This window comes from Pseudonocardia nigra, assembly GCF_019396355.1.
Taxonomy (GTDB): domain Bacteria; phylum Actinomycetota; class Actinomycetes; order Mycobacteriales; family Pseudonocardiaceae; genus Pseudonocardia; species Pseudonocardia nigra.
Genome location: NZ_JAHKRK010000026.1, coordinates 1 through 17,477, shown reverse-complemented (window position 1 = coordinate 17,477; position 17,477 = coordinate 1). Strand labels below are relative to the sequence as shown.

The following is a 17,477-nucleotide window of genomic DNA, read 5'->3' as shown; positions in this document are numbered from 1 at the left end:
CGGCCGACCGTACCGACGAACGGAGTGCGAGCATGAGCACGTTCCAGCGGGTCGCCGTGCTGGGTTTCGGCACCATGGGCTGCGGGATCGCCCAGGTGGTGGCGGCGTCCGGGCGCGAGGTCGTCGTCCTGGAGACCGGGCAGGAGCGCATCGCGCGCGGCACCGCCGCCGTGCGGAGCTTCCTCGACGGCGGGGTGAGCCGCGGCAAGACCACCGAGGAGCAGCGGGACGCCGTCCTCGGGCGGATCCGCGGCACCACCGACGTCGCAGACCTGGCCGGCGTGGACCTGGTCATCGAGGCGGTGGTCGAGCAGCGCGACGTCAAGGTGGAGCTGCTCGGCCGGGTCGCCGAGGCCGTCGGCCCCGACGCAGTGCTGACGACCAACACCTCGGCCCTGTCGGTGACCGACCTGGCCGCCTCCCTGGCCCGGCCCGAGCGGATGGCCGGCCTGCACTTCTTCAACCCGGCCCCGGTCATGGCGCTGGTCGAGGTGGTCCGCGCCCTGCAGACCGACGGCGACGTGATCGCCGACCTGGTGGCCTTCGTGGAGGACATCGGCAAGGCGCCGGTAGAGGTCAAGGACCGTCCCGGCTTCCTGGTGAACCGGCTGCTGATGCCCTACCTCAACGACGTCGTCCAGGAGTACGACAACGAGCTCGCCACCGCCGAGGACATCGACGTCGCCATCCAGCTGGGCCTCGGCTACAAGCTCGGCCCGCTCGCGCTGCTGGATCTGATCGGCATCGACACCCACCGGCACGCCACCGAGTCGGCCTACGAGGCGACGCTGGACCCGCAGTTCGCGCCGCCACCACTGCTGGAGCAGATGGTCGCCGCGGGCTACCTCGGCAACAAGAGCGGACGCGGCTTCCGCGTCGGCACCGACGAGCGTGGAGAGGTGCGATGAGCGACTACACCGACATCTTGGCCGAGGCGTCCGGGCCCGTTCTGACGCTGACCATCAACCGCCCGGACGCAGGGAACAAGCTGCGGGCCCGGACCCTGCTCGAGCTGAAGGACGCGCTCCAGCGGTTCCGCACCGACCCGGGCCTGCGCGCCGCGGTCCTCACCGGGGCGGGGGAGAAGTTCTTCTGTATCGGCGGGGAGCACGACGAGAGCACGTCCCTCGACTACTCCCAGGTCCTGCCGATCATCGACGTCTACGAGGCGATCGACACCATCGCCAAGCCGGTCATCGCCGCCGTCAACGGCTACGCGGTGGGCGGCGGCAACGTCCTGCACAACGTCTGCGACCTGACCATCGCTGCGGAGAACGCCATCTTCCGTCAGGTCGGGCCGATGGTCGGCAGCTTTGACGCCGGCTACGGCACCTGGTACCTGGAGGACACGATCGGCCGGAAGCGGGCCAAGGAGATGTGGTACCTCAACCGGAAGTACACCGCCGCCCAAGCGCTGGAGAGGGGCCTGGTGAACGAGGTGGTCCCGGCCGGGGAGGCGGTGAAGCGGGCCCAGGAGGTGGCCGCCGAGATCGCAACCCGCAGCCCGATGGCCATCGGCGGGCTGAAGGCGGCCTTCTCCGCCCGCCACAATGGCGTCATCGGGCAGGCACGGATGGCCCACGACCAGCAGCTCACGCTGTACCTGGCCACGCGCGAGGCACACGAGCTCAGCGACGCGTTCGGCGCGAAGCGGACGCCGGACCCCGAGAAGTTCTGGTCGTGAACCGGGCCTGGTGGGGCCCGCAGCTCGACGACGACCAGCGGGCGGTGCTCGAGCTCGTCGACGACCTCGCCGCGAGCCACCTTACCCCGGTCGGCGACGACCGCCCCGACGAGGTCGACGCCGCCCGGCGGGCCCTGGCCGAGCACGGGCTCTGGACGCTGGGGGCCGACGAGGCAGGGGGCGGCGGCGGAGCCGATTCCGCCACCACGCTGGTGGCGCTCGCCAGGCTCGCCGGAACCTGGCCGGCGCTGGCCTGGGGGTCGGTCCAGGCGCACGCCGCGGCGCTGGTGCTCTCCGGTGCCGGCGGGGCCTTGTCCGGTCTGCTCGAGCGCCTGCACCAGGCCGCACCGGTGGCGGTCTGCGCGCTCGACCCGCCCGAGGGTGATGCGGTGCAGCTGGTCGACGGCCGGCTCACCGGCGTCCTCGACCGCATCGACCCGGCCGGCCGGGAGCCACTGCTGGTCCTGCTGGTGGACCGGACGACCGGGGTGGTCGTGCCGCCCGAGGGCGTGACGTTCGGATCTCGGGTGCGGCGCACGGGGCTGGCCGGCGCCATGACCGTCAGCTGCCGGATCGACACCGCCGTGCCCGAGGGCGCCGTGGTGCGCGGCCCGCACGTCGCGCGGTCACGGAACCTGCTCGACGCCGGCGCGGCCGCGCTGGCCGCCGGGATCGCCGAGGCGGCCGCCCAGGCCGCCCTCACCTACAGCGCCACTCGCGTCCAGTTCGGCGCTCCGCTCACCGAGCTGCCGACGGTCCGCGGCTCGCTGTCGGCGCAAGCGGCGGCCGCTCGCGCGGTGCTCACGACCTCCATCGGGACGGACCTCGACCACCCCTACGCCGCTGCGGCGGCGCTCGGGCCCGCCTTCGACCTGGCCGTCGACGTGGCCGCGGGCGCTGTCCAGTCGCACGGGGGGTACGGGTACATGACCGAGTACCTCGTCGAGGGTCTGCTCCGCGACGCGGTGTCCCTGCGGGCCGCCGCGCGCGCAGCCGAGGCGACGCGGTCGGCGGCGCGCACCCTCGTGGAGTCGGGCACGTGACGGCCGGCGGACACGGGCGGCCAGCCCCGCCACTGGCCGGGGTGAAGGTGCTGGACTTCTCCACCCTCCTGCCGGGGCCCCTGGCGACGCTGCTACTGGCCGAGGCCGGCACGGAGGTCCTCCAGGTGGAACGGCCACCGCGGGGCGACGAGATGCGCAGCTACGTCCCACGCCTCGGGCACAGCAGCGCCAACTACGCGCTGCTCAACCGGGGCAAGCGGAGTGCCGCGGTCGACCTCAAGGATCCCGCGGTCCGGGACCGGCTGCTGGCCCTGGCCGCCGAGGTGGACGTCGTCGTCGAGCAGTTCCGGCCCGGCGTCATGGCCCGGCTCGGGCTGGGCTACGAGGCGTTCCGGGCGGTCAACCCGCGCATCGTCTACTGCTCGATCACCGGCTACGGCCAGACCGGGCCGGCCACCGGCCGCGCGGGCCACGACCTCAACTACCTGGCCGAGTCCGGGCTGCTGGGCACCGTGGTCGACGAGCGCGGCGACCCGCACCTGCCGCCGACCGTGATCGCCGACATCGCCGGCGGCACCTACCCAGCGGTAATCAACATCCTGCTCGCCCTGTTCCGGCGCACCGCCACCGGCGAGGGCTGCCACCTCGACGTCGGCATGACGCCCAACCTCAGCACCCTCGCCTACGGCTATCTCGGCACCCACGCCGGCAGCGGGACATGGCCCGTGCCGGGGCGGGACCTGCTCATCGGTGGCAGCCCGCGCTACCACATCTACCGGACCTCCGACGGCCGGCACGTCGCCGCCGCCCCGCTCGAGGACCGGTTCTGGCACCGCTTCTGCGAACTGGTCGAACTGCCGGAGGACCTGCGGGCCGACGCCGGCCGTGAGGACGAGGTCGTCGCCGCCGTCGCGGCCCGGATCGCCGCGCGTCCCGCCGAGCACTGGCGCAGCCTGCTCGACGGCGAGGACGTGTGCTGCTCCGTCGTCGCGACCTTCGAGGAGGCGGCGCGCAGCCAGACCCTGCGCACCGAGTCCCTGCACCGCGTGGTGGGGGAGGGGTTCGACGTCAGCGCGCTACCGGTCCCCGTGGTGGACAAACTCCGGTCCCAGCCCGCATCCCTGCCCTATCCGCCCCTGCGGACCGGTCCGGAAGCGCTGACCTTCGGCCGGGACGACGCATCCCCCAGGAGCCCCGCATGAGAGCAGCATTCGTGGAGACCTTCGGCCCGCCGGAGTCCCTGGTGACCGGTGAGCTTCCCGACCCGGTCGCCGGGCCGGGGGAGGTCCTGATCGAGGTGGCCGCCGCCGGCGTCAACTTCCCCGACATCCTGGTCGTGGCCGGCACCTACCAGATCCTTCCCGAGCGGCCGTTCAGCCCCGGCAAGGAGGTCGCCGGCACCGTCCGCGCGGTGGGGAACGGGGTCGACCGGTTCGCGGTCGGGGACCGGGTCCTCGCCCAGGTCGAGCACGGCGGCTACGCCGAGCTCGTGGCCGTGCCCGAGCCGCAGGTCGTGGCCCTGCCGGACGGCGTGCCCTTCGTCGACGCCGCGGCCTTCGGGCTGGGGGCCATCACCGCCCACTTCGCGCTCGTGCGGCGAGCGAACCTGCAGCCGGGGGAGATCGTCCTCGTCACCGGGGCCGGCGGCGGCGTCGGCTCGGCAGCGGTGCAGATCGCCAAGGCGCTGGGCGCCAGCGTGATCGCCGCCGCCCAGGACGAACAGCGGGCCACCCTCGCCAAGGAGCAGGGCGCCGACCAGGTCGTCCTCGCCGGCCCGTCGATGCGCGACGACGTCATGGCCCTCACCGACGGCCGGGGGGTGAACGTCGTGCTCGAGCTGGTCGGTGGCGACGTGTTCGCCCAGTCGCTGCGCTCCACGGCCTGGGAGGGACGGCTGGTCGTCATCGGCTTCGCCTCCGGCGACCTACCGTCGGTGAAGGCCGGGCACATCCTGGTCAAGAACCTGGCCGTCCTGGGACTGCAGGTCAGCGACTACCGCGACCGCGAGCCCGAGGCGGTACGGGCCGCGATCGAGCACATGCTGCAGCTCTACCTCGAGGGCCGGCTGACCGTGCCGGTCGCACGGACGTTTCCTCTCGAGGAGGCAGGTGCCGCGCTCGCGGCGGTCCAGGCCGGCAGCGTTCCGGGCAAGGTGGTGCTCACCTGCCGGCCGGCAGCCGACGTCACCGCCCTGGCCTGATCCCGATGGCCCACCGCACCCCCTTCTCCGAGGAGCACCCCCAGTGACCGACCAGCTGACCGGCCCGTTCCAGACGGCCCCTTCCTCAACGCACCCCGGCATCCGTCCCGACAGCCGGCTGACCCCCGACCTCGTGCGCGAGTACGAGAGCAGCGGCGCATGGGCGTCGGCCCCCCTGCGGTCCCTCCTGTCCGCCGCGGCCGCCGAGCACCCCGACCGGGTCGCGGCGATCGACCGGACGAGCGGCGCGACCGGCTCGCGCCGGCTGATCTACGCGGAGCTCGACGAACGGGCCCACCGGTACGCCTGCGGCCTGCACGCGCTCGGGGTTCGTGCCGGCGACTTCGTCGCGGTGATGCTGCCCAACTCTGCCGACTTCGCCGCGCTGATCTTCGCGATCAACGAGCTCGGCGCCGTCTACAGCGGCATCCCCGTGGCCTACGGCGAGCGGGAGGTCGAGGTCATCCTGCGCCGCACGGGCGCCGGGGTGGTCGTGGTCGCGGAGACCTTCGGCAGCAACAGCCCACAGCGGCTCGTGCAGGGCCTGCGCGGCGCGCTGCCCTCCCTCCGGCACGTCGTCGTCGCCGGCAGCACGAGCGACGACGCCGCGATGACCGCCGACGGCGCGATGACCGACGACGGCGTGCGGCCGCTGGCATCCCTGCTCGAGGCGCCGGATGTGGACCTGCCCGACGTCGACGCCCGGGCCCTGTGCCACGTGGGTTTCACCTCCGGGACGACCGGCGACCCGAAGGGGGTGATGAACACCCACCAGACGCTGCGGGCCGTCATGGAGAACTGGATCGCCCACGTGGGCCGCGACACGCTCGGCGAGCCGCTGGTCAACCTGGTGGCCTCACCCGTCGGGCACCACACAGGCTTCCTGTGGGGGGTCCTGCTGACCACCTACCTGCGAGGCACGGCGGTGTACCTCGACCGGTGGGTCCCCGACCAGGCCGTCCCCGTGATCCGCGAGGAGCGGGTCACCACGATGTTCTCGGCACCGACCTTCCTGCAGGACCTCGTGCTGACCGACCTCGCCCATGACGAGCAGTGCTCGCTGCGGACGGTCGTCCTGGCCGGCGCCCCCGTGCCGCGCACGCTGCCGACGGCCGCCGGTGAGATGTTCGACTGCTACGTCTGCCCGGCCTGGGGCATGACGGAACTGGGCATCGGCATCTCCTGCGCGCCGCACCTGCCGGCCGCCGCCCAGGCGACCGACGGTGTCCCGCTGCCGGGCACCGAGGTCAGCATCGTGGGCGCCGACGGGCAGGAGGCGCCGCCGGGAGCCGTCGGATCCCTCCGGATCCGCGGCGCCGGCCTGTTCCTGGGCTACCTCCACCTGCCGGAGGTCACCGCCGCGGAGATCGACCGCGACGGGTGGTTCACCACCGGTGACACCGCGCGGCGGACCGAGGAGGGCTCCCTCCTCCTCGAGGGCCGGACGAAGGACATCGTGATCCGCGGGGGCGAGAACATCCCGGTGACCGTGGTGGAGAGCCTCCTGTTCCAGCACCCGGACATCGTCGAGGCGTCGGTGATAGGAGTTCCCGACGTCCGCCTCGGCGAGCGTGCCTGCGCCGTGGTGGTGCCCCACGGCGACGCCACGCCCACCCTCGAGGCGGTGTGCGACTACCTGCTCGAGCAGGGCCTGTCGAAGCACTTCCTGCCGGAGCGCCTGGAACTCGTCGACGAGTTGCCCAAGACCCCGAGCGGGAAGATCCGCAAGGTGGCGCTGCGCGGATGGTTCACGGCCTCGTCAGCACCCTGTTCGTGGGGCTCGGGCGCATGGGCGCCCCGATGGCCCGCCGGCACGTCCAACGGCACGAGACCGTGCTCTTCGATGCAGACAGCGCGGTCGCGTCCGCGCTGGGTGAGGAACTCGGCTGCCCGGTGCTGCGGTCCCTGGCCGAGCTGCCCGACGACGTCGACACCGTCGTCCTGATGCTCCCCGACAGCCGGGTCGTCGAATCAGTCCTGCTGACCGACCGGCTGCTTGCCCGCCTGCCGACCGGAGCGCTGGTCGTCGACATGGGGTCCTCGGAGCCCACCAGCACCCGCCGGCTGGCCGAGACCGCGCGGGCGCGGGGCATCGGGTACGTGGACGCGCCGGTGTCCGGCGGCGTCGCCAAGGGGGTCACCGGCGAGCTGTCGATCATGGTCGGCGGCGACCCCTCCGACGTCGAGCGGGCGCGGCCGCACCTGGAGCCGCTGGGGGCGTCGGTCCTCGTGGTCGGGCCCTCCGGGGCCGGACACGCCGCGAAGGCGCTCAACAACCTGCTGTCGGCCTCGAACCTGGCGGCGGCGGCGGAGGTCCTGACGGTGGCGCGGACCTTCGGCATCGAGGCCGACGTGATGGTCGACGTCCTCAACGCCTCCACGGGCCGGTCCCAGGCCACCGAGGTGAAGTACCCGCGGCACGTGCTGACCGGCAGCTACGACTCGGGCTTCGCCATTGACCTGATGATCAAGGACCTCGGTATCGCCCGGTCGCTGGCGCGGGAGCAGAACGCGAGCACGCCGGTGACCGACGCCGCGTACGCCACGGCGGTCCGCGCCCGCGAGGCCCTGGGTGGCTCCGGTCTCGACCACACGGAGGTCGCCCGCTACTACGAGTCGGTCAACCACGTCTCGCTGCGCAGCGCCGGCGGGCCGGGCGACCGGAAGGAAGATCCCCGATCCGAGGACGAGGTGGAGCGGTGAGCGACAACCCGCAGGACTACATCGACGACGCGCAGCAGTACATCGACGACATGGCCCGCTCGCGCGGGTACATCCTAGACTACCACAAGGTCATGGCCAAGCACGACTTCCCGGTCCTGCAGGCCACCAACGGCCTGGTCAACGCGGCCTATCTGGACCAGCGGTCCCTAGACCGCAAGACCAAGGAACTGATCTTCATCGTGAGCCTCACGGTGATGCGCGCGTCCAAGGGCCACATCCAGAGCCACATCCGGGTCGCGCTCGACCTCGGTCTCAGCCCGCAGGAGATCCTCGAGGCCATCGAGATCACCCTCCCCGAGGCCGGGATCGTGGCGTTCCAGACCGGCTTCGACGCGTGGCGCGAGGTGGTGGGTGCCGAGGGGCTGGAGCCGACGGTCCAGGTGCACGAGGGCGGCAGCGGCGGGTCCTGAGGGCCGCGGCGGCGACGAGGAGTGCAGATGGCGGGCCCACGCGGGAGTCGACAAGGCCGCGGGCGACGTGTACGAGGTGATCGTCGTCCGGCACGGCACCCGCCGGGCACGGCGCAGCGAGGTGTTCCTGAACTACGCGCAGTACGGCGAGCCGGACGGCGACTTCGTCGTCGACTACTACCTGTGGGTCCTGCGCAGCCAGAGCACGACCGTCCTGGTCGACACGGGGTTCGCCCGGGGGCCGGCGGAGGCCCGCGGCCGGACGGTCCTGGTGGAGCCGGCCGAGGCCTACCGCTCGCTGGGCGTGGACATCACCCGTCCCCACCCGCTGGTGGTCACCCACGCCCACTACGACCACATCGGCAACGTCGGCCTGTTCCCGCGCTCCCCGGTGGTGGTCAGCGGTGCGGAGATCGACTTCTGGACCTCCCCGATGGCGACCAAGGCACTGATCGCCCACTTCACCGAGTCCGACGAGGTGGCCGCCCTGGCCCGCGCCGACGCCGAAGGCCGCCTGCGGCGGTTCAGCGGCTCGGTCGAAGTGGCGCCCGGCGTGGTGGTCACCGAGGTGGGCGGGCACACTCCGGGCCAGAGCATGGTGACCGTCCCCACCTCCGAGGGCGTGGTGCTGCTCACGTCGGACGTCGTGCACTTCACCGAGGAACTGGAGCGGGACATGCCCTTCGTCGCAGTCACCGACCTGCCGGCGATGTACCGGGGCCTGCAGTCCGTGCGGGACCTCGTGGCGGCCCGTGCGGTCGACCACGTCCTCACCGGCCACGACGCAGGGGTGCTGGACCGGCTCGAGCCCTACCGCCCCGACCTGACAGGGATCGCGGGTGTTATCGGGAGGCTGCCGGCATGACCGACCGACGGTGGCTGGCGGCCTGGGCCGGCGCGGTCGGAGCCGACCCCGAGAACGCCCACATCGGCCGCTTCTCGAGGTGCGCCGTCCGCCTGCTCGACGACACGGACGGCGACGTCGTCCGGTACCAGTGGAGACGGTCACCGTCGACCTCGGCGGTGCCGCCGATGCCGGCATTGAGCTGCGCGGTCCGCGCAGCGCCTGGCGCGAACTGGTCGACCCCCCGGGCCGCTCCGCGCCGCCACCACCTGCTGTCCCTGACCAAAGCGGCGGACGGAATCGAGATCGTCGCCGGTCGGGACCACCTGATCCGGCACCTGCGGGTGATCACCCGACTGGTCGAGCTCGGAAGGGGCCATAGCTAGTGGAACGATCGAGGACGTCGTCGGCCGGTACTTGCACCTCCGGTCGTCCGGCGTCGACTACCGCATCTACTTGGACGAGGTCGGCACCGGACCGGCTGGCCCTGCACTCCGCGGGCTCGGACGGCCGCCAGTTTCGGTACCTGCTGGCCGACCGTGAGGTGACCGACCGGCACCGGGTGGTCGCCTTCGACCTGCCCTGGCACGGCCGGTCCCTCCCGCCGGACCGGTGGTGGATGCAGGAGTACCTGCTGACCGCGGACCGGTACGTGGCCGTCGTCGAGGACTTCTGCGAGGCGCTCGGCCTCGAGCGTCCGATCGTCCTCGGCTGTTCCATGGCCGGCTCCCTGGTGCTCGAGCTGGCTCGGCGCAACCCCAGCGCTGCGCGGGGGTGATCGGACTGTCCGGGGCGCTGCACGTCCAGGGCCGCTTCCAGGATTGGCCCCTGTACCCGGACCTCAACGCCCAGCAGGCGGTGGCCTCGTGGACGGCGAGCTTGATGTCGCCGCACAGCCCGGAGGTCTCCCGACGCGAGGTGTGGTGGACCTACAGCCAGGGCGGCCCGGGGATCTACCGCGGCGACACGTACTTCTACTCCGAGGACCTGGACCTGCGGGGCGTGGCCGGAACGATCGACACCACGCGATGCTCGGTGTACCTCTTCACCGGCGAGCACGACCACGCCTGCATGCCGGACGACACCGCGGCGGCGCTTGCCGCCATCCCCGGGGCGCGCGGGGGCGCGATGCCCGGCATCGGCCACTTCCCGATGGCGGAGAACTGCTCGTACTTCCGAACCTACCTGCTGCCGGCGCTCGCCCAGCTCGCCGCGGACCGTTCGGCCGGACACCAGGAGGGTGGGGAGATGACCGGCATCGACGCGCACTGCCACGTCTTCACCGCCGAGGCGATCGCGGCCCGGCTGGTGGGCGCGGCTGCCTACCAGCCGCCCCAGGTCGACGTCGACGACCACGCCGCTCACCTGGCTGCCGTGGACTGCGACCGAGGGGTGCTCGTGCAGCCCAGTGCCTACGGCAGCGACCACCGCTGCCTCCTGGCCGCCCTGCGCAGCCGTCCCGACCGGCTGCGGGGCGTGGCCTGCGTTCCGCCCGGGACGTCTCGCGACGAGCTGGCGGAGATGCACGCCGCGGGTGTGCGCGGCACGCGCCTCCAGGACGGGTATCCCGGCGGCGTGCCCGTGGAATCCCTGCTCGAGGTCGGGGAGACGGTGGCCCCCCTCGGCTGGCACGTGGAGCTGTGGACCGACGTGCGCCGGCACGTCGACTGGCTCGGGGACGCCGTCCGCCGGTGTCCCGTGCCGGTGGTCCTCGATCACCTGGGCTACCTGCCCTCGGACGTCGGTCTCGGCGACCCGGCCGTGCGGTTGATGCTCGAGCTGCTCGCCGAGGACCAGGTCTGGGTGACGCTGTCCGGGGTGGAGCGGCTGCTGCCGGCAGGGGTCGAGCCCGATGCCGGCAGCCCGGGCTTCGGCGAGGCCTGGCGGCGACACGAGGATGCGATCGCGGCCCGGGTCCGCGCGTTCGTCGATGTCCGGCCGGAGAACCTGCTGTGGGGGAGTGACTGGCCGCACGTGGGGGTACGGCTGCCCGTCCCGGCCAGCGGAGAGGTCCGGGCCCGGCTGGACCGCTGGATCCCGGACCCCGCGGTCCGGCGACGGATCCTCGTCGACAACCCGGTGCGCCGGTATGGGTTCGAACCGGCGAGCGGGCGGGGATGAGACGGCACCCGTAGGGGGACTCGACCAGGGCCGGGGAGTTGCCGTCGCCCGCGAACCGAGGAGATCCGGACGGCTTCCTTCACCTTCAGTCAGCTCACCCCGACGGCCTTCCTCGAGCGATCGGCGCGGGTGTTCCCGGAGCGCACCGCGGTGATCGACGGCGACCGCCGCCTCACCTACGCGCAGTTCGCCGACCGGTCGCGCCGGCTGGCCGGAGGGTTGGCGGCCCGTGGCATCGCCTCCGGCGATCGCGCGGCGGCACTGTGCACGAACAGCTCGACTGTGCTCGAGCTCCACAACGGCGTCCCGTGGGCCGGCGCGGTGCTGGTCCCGCTGAACATCCGGCTCGCAGCCGAGGAGCTTGGATACATCCTGGAGCACTCCGGGGCCGCGCTCCTCGTCGCGGACGAGCAGTTCGCCGCGACCGCGACCGAGGTCGCGGCCACTGCGGGGATCCCCGTCGTGGTGGGCGACCGGGGAGGGCGGCGAGTACGAGCAGCTGCTGGCCGGGAGTGAACCGCTGGCGCTCCCGTGCCCGGACGAGAGGGCCTTGCTGGCCCTCAACTACACCTCGGGCACCACGGGGCGGCCAAGGGCGTCATGCACGCCCACCGGGGCGCCTACCTCCAGGCACTCGCGATGGCGCTGCACACCGGGTCTGGGCTCCACCAGCCAGTACCTGTGAACTCTGCCGATGTTCCACTGCAACGGCTGGTGCTTCCCCTGGGCGGTCTCGGCCGGCGGCGCCACCCACGTCTGGCTTCCCCGGGTCGAGCCTGACCGGATCTGGGAGCTGCTGCGCAACGAGGGCATCACCCACTTCAGCGCGGCGCCCACGGTGCTCAACATGATCCTCAACGCCGACGAGGCGGCGGCGGGCCCGGTGCAGCCGCGGGTCGAGGTGCAGACCGGTGGGGGCACCTCCCACGCCCACCCTGCTGGCGCGGATGTCGGCGTTGAACATGAACGTCACGCATCTGTAGAGGTTGACCGAGACCTACGGGCTGCTCGCGATCAACCAGTGGCACCCGGAGTGGAGCGACCTTTCGGCGGAGGAGCAGGCACAGGTCAAGGCTCGCCAGGGCGTGGGCAACGTCGTCGCCGATCCGCTGCGCGTGGTGCGCGAGGACGGCACGGACGTGCCCCCGCGACGCGAGGACGCTCGGGGAGATCGTGGCACGCGGGAACGACGTCATGCTCGGCTACTACCGGGACGAGCAGGCTACGGCGGCGGCGACCGTCGGCGGGGCGGACGACGGAAGCGGATGGTTCCGTACCGGCGATCTCCCCGTCGTCCACCCGGACGGCTACGTCGAGATCCGTGACGCAGCAAGGACATCATCATCATCTCCGGCGGCGAGAACGTCTCTTCTGTCGAGATCGAGCGGTTCTCGACGCCCATCCCGCCGTCGCGGAGGCGGCCGTGGTCGCCGAGCCCCACGAGAAGTGGGGAGAGGTGCCCGTCGCGTACGTGACCCTGCGCGCGGACGCCGACATCGACGACGAGGACTTGGAGGCGTTCGCCTGGCGTCGTTCAAAGTGCCGAAGCGGTTCGTCTACGGAGAACTGCCGAAGACCTCCACCGGCAAGGTGCAGAAGAACCTGCTGTGCGGTCGAACCGGCAGCTGACCTCCGACCTCGGCCGCCGGTCGGCCCGCGGGCGGTGGGCGCCGGGGAAACCGACGACGAGCGCCCCCTCGACCGGCTCCCATGCCGGCCGCGACCACCGGACCGACTGGGCACCGTGGGGGCCAGTGAGGCCTATGTCGTGCACCAGCCGCTGGGTCTGCTGTTGGCGACATGCGTGGAACTTTCCGCTGTGGCAGGCGATGCGGTTCGCCGCCGCTCCGGCGTTGATGGCCGGCAACGTGGGGTTGCTCAAGCGCGCCAGCAACGTGCCGCAGACGGCTGTACCTGGAGGAGTTGTTCGGCAAGGCCGGGCTTTCCCGCCGATGTGTTCCAGACCCTGCTGATCGGTAGCAGACCGTGGAGCGGGTGATCCGCGATGACCGGGTGATGGCCGCCACGCTGACCGGCAGCGGCCCGGCTGGGCCAGTCGGTGGCCGCGATCGCCGGGGACGCGCTGAAGAAGACCGTGCTGGGGCTGGGCGGGTTCGATCCGTTCATCGTCACAACCTCGGCCGACCTCGGCATGGCTCCGGAGGTGGCGGTGACCGCCCGCTGCCAGAACAACGGGCAGAGCTGCATCGCGGCCAAGCGGTTCCTGGTGCACGCCGAGGTCGCCGAGGAGTTCACCGGATTGTTCGCGCAGAAGCTGGCCGTGCTCACCGTCGGTGACCCGATGGACCCCGGCAGCCAGGTCGGGCCGCTGGCCACCGAGTCCGGCCTGGCCGACGTCGAGCGGTACGTGGCCGACGCGGTCGCCAAGGGCGCCACCGTCGTCGTCGGCGGCCAGCGGGTGCAGCGGCCGGGCCGCTCTACCAGCGACTCTGGTCACCGGGGTGACCCCGGGGATGGCGATGTACTCCGAGGAGTGTTCGGCCCGGTCGCCGCGCTCTACACAGTGGACAGCCTCGAGGAGGCGATCGGCATCGCCAACGACCAACTCTACGGGCTGAGCGCCAACCTGTGGAGCGAGGACCCCGGCGAGCGGCAAGCGGTCATCCGCGGCGTCCCGTCCGGCATGGCCTTCGTCAACGCATGGTTACCAGCTACCCTGAGTTGCCCTCGGCGGGATCAAGCAGAGCGGCTACGCCGCGAGCGCTCACCGAGGTTGGCATGTACGAGGTCCAACGCCAAGACCGTCTGGATCGGCCCGCCCAGCAGCCAGCAGACGGCGGGGGACACGGCGGAGACGGCGGAGTGAGCCGGCCCGGCCGGGTGCCGAGGGGCAAGTCGGAACGGGGTCGTTAGGGTCCGTGGATGCGGGTCGTCACGATGAGCGACCCGGCGGACCCGACGTGCTCGGCTGGGGCGAGGTCCCCGACCCGGTGTGCGGTCCCGGGGAGGTCCTGGTCAACGTCGTCGCGGCACCCGTCAACCGTGCCGACCTGATCCAGCGGGAGGGCAACTACCCGCCGCCGCCGGGCGCCAGCGACATCCTTGGCCTGGAGTGCAGCGGGATCATCAGCGAGGCCGGGGAGGGCGTGTCCGGCTGGGCGGTCGGCGACGAGGTGTGCGCGCTGCTCTCCCGCGGCGGGTACGCCGAGCGGGTCGCCGTCCCTGCCGGGCAGCTGCTGCCCAGGCCCGCCGGCATGGACCTGCCGACCGCCGCGGCGCTGCCCGAGGTCACCTGCATCGTGTGGTCCAACGTGTTCATGCTCACCGGGCTGGGGCCCGGCGACGTCTTCCTGGTGCACGGCGGCTCGAGCGGCATCGGCACGACGCCATCCATCTGGCCGTCCGGGCCGGCGCCTGGGTGGCCACCACCGCCGGAAGTCCCGCCAAGCTCGACGTCTGCCGTGAGCTGGGCGCGGACGTGGTCGTCAACTATCGCGACGAGGACTTCGTCGAGCAGGTTCGGCTCGCGGCCGACGGACACGGCGCCGACGTCGTCCTGGACAACATGGGCGGGGCCTACCTGGCCCGCAACATCGACGTCCTGGCCACGGGGGTCGGCTGGTGAACATCGGGATGCAGGGGGGCACCAGGGCCGAGCTGGACTTCGGCGCCTCATGCGCAAGCGAGGGGCGGTGCATCCCACGACGCTGCGCGCCCGGCCCGCCACCGGTCCCGACAGCAAGGCCGAGATCGTCGCGGCGGTGCGCGCCGCCGTGTGGCCCGACCTCGAGCGGAGCTCGATCCAGCCGATCGTGGACCGTCGGATGTTCAATGTCGCGAGCCGGCGAGGCGGACGCCCTGGTCGACGGCAGCGGCCACGTCGGGAAGGTGCTCCTACTGCCCGACGCGTGAACCCGCCCGCCCGGGCACGCGACCTGCGCCAGGTGGGGCCGAGAGCCCCTGTCGTCGAGGCGCGTGCCCGCTGACGTGTGCAGGATGCGCGGTCGAGTGTGCTCGCGCATCGAGCTGCCTCGGCAAGGCCGGATCATCCTCCCACGGCCCACGGCCCACGGCCCACGGCCCACGGCCCACGGCCCACGGCCCACGGCCCACGGCCGGGGGCCGTGGCCGGTCAGACGACGGCGGTCCCGATCAGGCCCTTGCGGGTGACCAGACTGGCGAGCTCCTCCTCCGACATCCCGTCCGTGCCTTCCGGCTGGCGGGGCAGCACCATGTACCGCGACTCCGCGCTCGCATCCCACACGGTGATCCGCGTCTCGAGGGGGAGCGTGAGACCGAACTCCTGCAGGACTCCCCGGGGGTCCCGGACGACGCGGGAACGGTAGGCCTCGCTCTTGTACCAGGCCGGTGACGGTCCGAGCAGCGCGATCGGGTAGCAGGAACACAGCGTGCAGACCACCACGTGGTGCTCACGCTCGGAGTTCGCGACCACCTTCAGCCGCTGCTCCTGCAGAGCTCCCGCCATTGACAGCCCCAGTTCCCGGATGGCGGCGTTGGCGTCGGCGAGCAGCCGTTCCCGGAACCCGGGGTCCGTCCACGCCCGGGCGGTGATCCGGGCACCGTTCGCCGGGGTCCCTCCGGCCAGGAACTCGTCGATCCTGCGGTCGATCTCCCCGTCGTCGAGCAGGCCGCGTTCCTCGAGGAGTGCCTCGACGTGCCGGACCTGCTCGGCGATCACGGCGCTGGTGTGGTCCCCGCTCACGGTGTCGCCTCCCTCCGGTGGATCTCGGCCGGCTCCAGGTAGTCCTCCCAGAGCTCCACAGTGACGGCGTGGTCGCCAGCACCGAACAGGTCCGCGGCCGCGAACCGCACGTGGTACACCGCTTGCACCGTCCCCGGAAGCCCGCGGGCGCGGTCGTCGGCGATGGGATGGTGCCCGGCGATCTCGATCACCTCACCCACGGCCCCGCGGGCGTACCGGGGCAGTCGCGTGTGGCCGGCGGGGTCGTGGGTGCTGGTGCGCACCGGATCACCCGGGGCGAACTGGTCAGGCATCGGCCAGCTCTTCCGGCGTGGCGACGCCCTTCTCGACGAGAAGCGTCGTGATCGCGGTGAACCACTTCTCGTAGTACGAGGCCGAGAGGTAAGACGCCGGGGCCGTCCGCTCGATGGCGTCGCGGAACTCGTCGAGGTTGTAGACACCACGCCGAATCAGCGCGGCGTTGAGGGCCAGCACGTGCGCTTCCCAGTCGGCGTGGAAGGTCGGCTCGTCCGCTTCCTCGACGATCGGGGGGAAGCCGACCATGCCTCCGACATCATTGATGCGGCTCACTCCGTATTCCTACGCCTTCGCGTGGTCGCCGTCCAGCCGCACAGCACGCCGGTCCCGGTGGACCCCACCGGGACGAGCTCGCCGTCCCGCATCGCGCCGGAAGGTTCGAGTCGACCGAGCGCGTGAGCCGGCCCTGGGCGAACCCAGCCACTGGCAGACGACAGGACCCCACGGTCGAGCCCGTGGGGTCCTGTCGGTGGTGTCCGGGCGAGTTGGACCCTAACCCAACGCTCATGCACCGCGCTGATGCGATGAAGGAGCGGGGCCTCCGCTCCTCGTGACTCCCGGCTCATGCTCGGGGTGCTCACGTTCCACGATTCGAGGAGGCCCTGTGAGCGAACAGTACGCGGGACGGCAGATCGTCGGGATTGATCTGCATCGGCGGCGGTCGGTGCTGGTGCGGATGACGAGTCCGGGGAGCGGCTGGAGGCGGTGCGGATCTCCAACGACCCGGAGTACCTGCGGCAGGTGATGGCCCGCGCCGGCGAGTCCCCGGAAGTCGTGCTCCATGAGCTTCCCCCGCTTTGCCGGAGTCCTCGTTACCTGTGAGGGGCGGGCCGGGTGCGATGGTAGGCGTCCTCGTACTCGTCGGGGGACAGCCCTCTGACCCGGATTCGCAGGTAGGCGGGCGACACGGCCGGTGAGATGGGGATAGGTGCCCTGTCTGCCTGGGACGATGGCCTTGCGAAGAGAGCATCGGCCGGGGCGGAAGGACACCTATCGGATGTCGAAGGTACGCGATCGCAAGCGGCCGCGGCGGCGGGTCCGGATCGGCGCGCCGGACGCGTGGGTGACCGGCAGCTAGTGCGGTGACCACATACGTTCGCCGGTTGTGGTCATGCTGCGGTGGTGCGGGGTCGGCCCCAGCGTTGTTGACGTTCGCTGCGGACGCGGGCGCGTTCGCGGCGTTGGGCGGCGAGGACATCGGGGTGTCGTGCGTTGGCGTTGCGCCAGCGCAGGTAGTCCTGCAGCCGGCGGGCCAGCACGGTGTGGTTGGGGTGGTTCGAGGCGCCCATCACGAAGGTGCGCAGCGGCCCGAACTGGCCTCGATCGGGTTGGCCCACGACGCGGAGGTCGGGGTGAAACACAGCTCGACCTTGTGGCGGGCCGCCCACGCTCTGATCGCGGGGGTCTTGTTCGCCGACAGGTTGTCCATGATCACGTAGATCGGTGCGCCGTCCGGGCGTGCCGCACGGATGGACTTGAGCGCGGCGAGGGTGTGATCACCGCCTTTGC

General features: G+C 72.1%; 19 protein-coding genes and 3 pseudogenes. 17 read left to right on the top strand and 5 right to left on the bottom strand.

Annotated features, from left to right (window positions below):
• Nucleotides 1–32: 32 nt before the first annotated feature.
• From KME75_RS09580 to KME75_RS09510, 17 genes and pseudogenes are all read left to right on the top strand, one after another.
• Nucleotides 33–908: a 3-hydroxyacyl-CoA dehydrogenase family protein gene (locus tag KME75_RS09580; RefSeq protein WP_219414226.1), complete on the top strand. Its 876-nt coding sequence runs from the start codon at nucleotides 33–35 to the stop codon at nucleotides 906–908.
• Nucleotides 905–1,684, top strand: a complete 780-nt coding sequence (locus KME75_RS09575) for an enoyl-CoA hydratase-related protein (RefSeq protein ID WP_219414225.1) — start codon at nucleotides 905–907, stop codon at nucleotides 1,682–1,684. The genes KME75_RS09580 and KME75_RS09575 overlap by 4 nt, the downstream gene beginning before the upstream one ends.
• The gene (locus KME75_RS09570) at nucleotides 1,681–2,727 is read left to right on the top strand and encodes an acyl-CoA dehydrogenase family protein (protein ID WP_219414224.1); all 1,047 of its coding nucleotides are present in this window, start codon (nucleotides 1,681–1,683) and stop codon (nucleotides 2,725–2,727) included. Before KME75_RS09575 ends, KME75_RS09570 begins: the two co-directional genes overlap by 4 nt.
• On the top strand, nucleotides 2,724–3,890 hold the full coding sequence (locus KME75_RS09565) for a CaiB/BaiF CoA transferase family protein (RefSeq protein ID WP_219414223.1): 1,167 nt from the start codon (nucleotides 2,724–2,726) through the stop codon (nucleotides 3,888–3,890). The genes KME75_RS09570 and KME75_RS09565 overlap by 4 nt, the downstream gene beginning before the upstream one ends.
• Nucleotides 3,887–4,888 carry an NADPH:quinone oxidoreductase family protein gene (locus tag KME75_RS09560; protein ID WP_219414222.1) on the top strand — a complete coding sequence of 334 codons (1,002 nt, stop codon included), beginning with the start codon at nucleotides 3,887–3,889 and terminating at the stop codon, nucleotides 4,886–4,888. Before KME75_RS09565 ends, KME75_RS09560 begins: the two co-directional genes overlap by 4 nt.
• A complete protein-coding gene (locus tag KME75_RS09555) occupies nucleotides 4,797–6,833 on the top strand; it encodes an AMP-binding protein (protein WP_308282664.1) in 2,037 nt (678 codons plus the stop codon). Before KME75_RS09560 ends, KME75_RS09555 begins: the two co-directional genes overlap by 92 nt.
• Nucleotides 6,719–7,066 (top strand): annotated as a pseudogene (locus tag KME75_RS42930) (NAD(P)-binding domain-containing protein); the annotation flags it as partial. The gene KME75_RS09555 and the pseudogene KME75_RS42930, both read left to right, overlap by 115 nt.
• Nucleotides 7,046–7,591, top strand: coding sequence for an NAD(P)-dependent oxidoreductase (locus KME75_RS42925; protein ID WP_246631788.1), 546 nt, complete (start codon nucleotides 7,046–7,048; stop codon nucleotides 7,589–7,591). The pseudogene KME75_RS42930 and the gene KME75_RS42925, both read left to right, overlap by 21 nt.
• Nucleotides 7,588–8,022, top strand: a complete 435-nt coding sequence (locus KME75_RS09545) for a carboxymuconolactone decarboxylase family protein (protein ID WP_308282663.1) — start codon at nucleotides 7,588–7,590, stop codon at nucleotides 8,020–8,022. The genes KME75_RS42925 and KME75_RS09545 overlap by 4 nt, the downstream gene beginning before the upstream one ends.
• Before the next feature lie 67 nt (nucleotides 8,023–8,089).
• Nucleotides 8,090–8,887 (top strand): N-acyl homoserine lactonase family protein, encoded by a 798-nt coding sequence (locus tag KME75_RS09540; protein ID WP_219414220.1) that lies wholly within the window; start codon nucleotides 8,090–8,092, stop codon nucleotides 8,885–8,887.
• Nucleotides 8,884–9,252 (top strand): hypothetical protein, encoded by a 369-nt coding sequence (locus KME75_RS09535; RefSeq protein ID WP_219414219.1) that lies wholly within the window; start codon nucleotides 8,884–8,886, stop codon nucleotides 9,250–9,252. The genes KME75_RS09540 and KME75_RS09535 overlap by 4 nt, the downstream gene beginning before the upstream one ends.
• Nucleotides 9,252–9,644 (top strand): alpha/beta fold hydrolase, encoded by a 393-nt coding sequence (locus KME75_RS42920; protein ID WP_219414218.1) that lies wholly within the window; start codon nucleotides 9,252–9,254, stop codon nucleotides 9,642–9,644. The genes KME75_RS09535 and KME75_RS42920 overlap by 1 nt, the downstream gene beginning before the upstream one ends.
• Entirely contained in the window at nucleotides 9,641–10,987 is a 1,347-nt protein-coding gene (locus tag KME75_RS09525) for an amidohydrolase family protein (protein WP_219414217.1), read from the top strand. Before KME75_RS42920 ends, KME75_RS09525 begins: the two co-directional genes overlap by 4 nt.
• 63 nt (nucleotides 10,988–11,050) lie before the next feature.
• The gene (locus KME75_RS42915) at nucleotides 11,051–11,503 is read left to right on the top strand and encodes an AMP-binding protein (RefSeq protein WP_308282668.1); all 453 of its coding nucleotides are present in this window, start codon (nucleotides 11,051–11,053) and stop codon (nucleotides 11,501–11,503) included.
• 178 nt (nucleotides 11,504–11,681) lie between these two features.
• Nucleotides 11,682–12,452 (top strand): annotated as a pseudogene (locus tag KME75_RS46670) (AMP-binding protein); the annotation flags it as partial.
• 582 nt (nucleotides 12,453–13,034) lie between these two features.
• Nucleotides 13,035–13,814 (top strand): aldehyde dehydrogenase family protein, encoded by a 780-nt coding sequence (locus tag KME75_RS09515; RefSeq protein WP_281424478.1) that lies wholly within the window; start codon nucleotides 13,035–13,037, stop codon nucleotides 13,812–13,814.
• 52 nt (nucleotides 13,815–13,866) lie between these two features.
• Nucleotides 13,867–14,860: pseudogene (locus tag KME75_RS09510) on the top strand (NAD(P)H-quinone oxidoreductase).
• A 220-nt stretch (nucleotides 14,861–15,080) separates the two neighbouring features.
• Here the strand turns inward: KME75_RS09510 and KME75_RS09505 are convergent.
• From KME75_RS09505 to KME75_RS09485, 5 genes are all read right to left on the bottom strand, one after another.
• Nucleotides 15,081–15,671, bottom strand: coding sequence for a nitrile hydratase subunit alpha (locus tag KME75_RS09505; RefSeq protein ID WP_219414215.1), 591 nt, complete (start codon nucleotides 15,669–15,671; stop codon nucleotides 15,081–15,083).
• Nucleotides 15,668–15,964: an SH3-like domain-containing protein gene (locus KME75_RS46665; protein ID WP_219414214.1), complete on the bottom strand. Its 297-nt coding sequence runs from the start codon at nucleotides 15,962–15,964 to the stop codon at nucleotides 15,668–15,670. Before KME75_RS46665 ends, KME75_RS09505 begins: the two co-directional genes overlap by 4 nt.
• Entirely contained in the window at nucleotides 15,957–16,241 is a 285-nt protein-coding gene (locus tag KME75_RS46660; protein WP_219414213.1) for an SH3-like domain-containing protein, read from the bottom strand. Before KME75_RS46660 ends, KME75_RS46665 begins: the two co-directional genes overlap by 8 nt.
• An 836-nt stretch (nucleotides 16,242–17,077) precedes the next feature.
• Entirely contained in the window at nucleotides 17,078–17,257 is a 180-nt protein-coding gene (locus tag KME75_RS09490) for a hypothetical protein (RefSeq protein ID WP_219414212.1), read from the bottom strand.
• Nucleotides 17,257–17,477, bottom strand: a 221-nt coding sequence (locus KME75_RS09485) for a transposase (RefSeq protein WP_219414211.1), incomplete at its 5' end; no start/stop codon positions are given. The genes KME75_RS09485 and KME75_RS09490, both read right to left, overlap by 1 nt.

Excerpts from the sequence above, each read along its gene's own strand:
- KME75_RS09580 (WP_219414226.1), top strand. The coding sequence starts at position 33 with ATGAGCACGTTCCAGCGGGTCGCCGTGCTGGGTTTCGGCACCATGGGC.
- KME75_RS09575 (WP_219414225.1), top strand. The coding sequence starts at position 905 with ATGAGCGACTACACCGACATCTTGGCCGAGGCGTCCGGGCCCGTTCTG.
- KME75_RS09560 (WP_219414222.1), top strand. The coding sequence starts at position 3,887 with ATGAGAGCAGCATTCGTGGAGACCTTCGGCCCGCCGGAGTCCCTGGTG.
- KME75_RS42925 (WP_246631788.1), top strand. The coding sequence starts at position 7,046 with ATGGTCGGCGGCGACCCCTCCGACGTCGAGCGGGCGCGGCCGCACCTG.
- KME75_RS09535 (WP_219414219.1), top strand. The coding sequence starts at position 8,884 with ATGACCGACCGACGGTGGCTGGCGGCCTGGGCCGGCGCGGTCGGAGCC.
- KME75_RS46665 (WP_219414214.1), bottom strand. The coding sequence starts at position 15,964 with ATGCCTGACCAGTTCGCCCCGGGTGATCCGGTGCGCACCAGCACCCAC.
- KME75_RS09490 (WP_219414212.1), bottom strand. The coding sequence starts at position 17,257 with ATGGGCGCCTCGAACCACCCCAACCACACCGTGCTGGCCCGCCGGCTG.